Origin of the sequence: Vibrio sp. ECSMB14106, assembly GCF_000972265.1 — a bacterium.
GTDB classification, from domain to species: domain Bacteria; phylum Pseudomonadota; class Gammaproteobacteria; order Enterobacterales; family Vibrionaceae; genus Vibrio; species Vibrio kanaloae.
The window spans coordinates 1-655 of sequence record NZ_LAUM01000074.1; the positions used below are offsets into that span (position 1 = coordinate 1).

Annotated in this window: 1 rRNA gene; it reads left to right on the top strand. The window is 53.3% G+C overall.

Features of this window, described 5'->3' with window-relative positions:
* Positions 1-655, top strand: a 16S ribosomal RNA gene (locus WR49_RS20700); the annotation flags it as partial.

A 655-nucleotide genomic window follows, 5' to 3' on the forward strand; every position in this document is an offset into this window, starting at 1 on the left:
TGTGTAGTTAATAGCTGCGCATCTTGACGTTAGCAACAGAAGAAGCACCGGCTAACTCCGTGCCAGCAGCCGCGGCAATACGGAGGGTGCGAGCGTTAATCGGAATTACTGGGCGTAAAGCGCATGCAGGTGGTTCATTAAGTCAGATGTGAAAGCCCGGGGCTCAACCTCGGAACTGCATTTGAAACTGGTGAACTAGAGTACTGTAGAGGGGGGTAGAATTTCAGGTGTAGCGGTGAAATGCGTAGAGATCTGAAGGAATACCAGTGGCGAAGGCGGCCCCCTGGACAGATACTGACACTCAGATGCGAAAGCGTGGGGAGCAAACAGGATTAGATACCCTGGTAGTCCACGCCGTAAACGATGTCTACTTGGAGGTTGTGGCCTTGAGCCGTGGCTTTCGGAGCTAACGCGTTAAGTAGACCGCCTGGGGAGTACGGTCGCAAGATTAAAACTCAAATGAATTGACGGGGGCCCGCACAAGCGGTGGAGCATGTGGTTTAATTCGATGCAACGCGAAGAACCTTACCTACTCTTGACATCCAGAGAATCCAGCGGAGACGCAGGAGTGCCTTCGGGAGCTCTGAGACAGGTGCTGCATGGCTGTCGTCAGCTCGTGTTGTGAAATGTTGGGTTAAGTCCCGCAACGAGCGCA